General features: G+C 62.4%; 1 protein-coding gene and 1 pseudogene. Both read left to right on the top strand.

All coding sequences use genetic code 11. The annotated features are described in order from the left end of the window. Window positions 1-254 (top strand): annotated as a pseudogene (locus tag MNBBLIKP_RS18245) (hypothetical protein); the annotation flags it as partial. Window positions 255-265: 11 nt separating this feature from the next. After that, window positions 266-745 carry a hypothetical protein gene (locus MNBBLIKP_RS07310; protein ID WP_088308994.1) on the top strand — a complete coding sequence of 160 codons (480 nt, stop codon included), beginning with the start codon at window positions 266-268 and terminating at the stop codon, window positions 743-745. Window positions 746-825 lie beyond the last annotated feature (80 nt).

Raw genomic sequence — 825 nt, 5'->3', positions numbered from 1 at the left:
CCGGCTCTGTCGTCACCTATACCCTGGTCGCGACGATCAGCGGTTCGGGCCAGGTCGGCAGCCTGCACGTCACCGACAGCTATCCGTCGGGAACCACCTATCAGGCCAACACACTCAAGCTTGAAGGCGCTTCTCTGACCGACGTCAGCGACACCGACGAAGGCGTGGCCACCGGCACCGGGATCGATGTGAACCTGGGCAGTGTCGCCGGGGGCACCACCAAGACGATCAAGTTCGACGTCAAGATCAATTGAGGAGCAAGCACATGAAAGCCAGACTGTTAGTCGCGCTGATTGGCGCCATTGCCGCAAGCAGCGCCGTTCCGGCCGCTGCCGTTCAGGCTGCGCAGCCGTTCGAACTGGTCAGCGACGTCAAGGTCGACAAGGTCACCCTGGCCGATGGCAAGGAAGTCCACGCGCTGGTCGAACCGGCCGTGGTCGTTCCGGGCGACCGCCTGGTGTTCTCGACCCGCTATCGCAACAACGGCGCGGTAAAGGCGGAAAACATCGTCGTCACCAACCCGATCAAGCCGGGCATCGCCCTGGCGGCGGATGGATCGAACGATCTCGTCGTCTCGGTCGATGGCGGCAAGTCGTGGGGCAAGCTTGCCCTGCTCAAGGTTGCCGACGGGCAGGGGGGGCAGCGCGCCGCCCAGGCCACAGACGTCACGCATGTTCGCTGGGTGCTGGCCTCGGTCGCGCCGGGAACCTCTGGCACGCTCAGCTTCAACGCAATTGTCCGCTGAAAGGCGATTTCAGATGCAAACCTTGATGACAATTCTCAACGGGGACCAGAAAATGAAAAAGTCAGGCAGACTGCTTGGGA

Source organism: Novosphingobium sp. B 225, from assembly GCF_002198665.1.
GTDB lineage: Bacteria > Pseudomonadota > Alphaproteobacteria > Sphingomonadales > Sphingomonadaceae > Novosphingobium.
This window is presented reverse-complemented; position numbering and strand designations above follow the sequence as displayed.

Bases quoted from the DNA above. Each gene is read 5' to 3' on its own strand.
- MNBBLIKP_RS07310 (WP_088308994.1), top strand. From the start codon at position 266: ATGAAAGCCAGACTGTTAGTCGCGCTGATTGGCGCCATTGCCGCAAGC.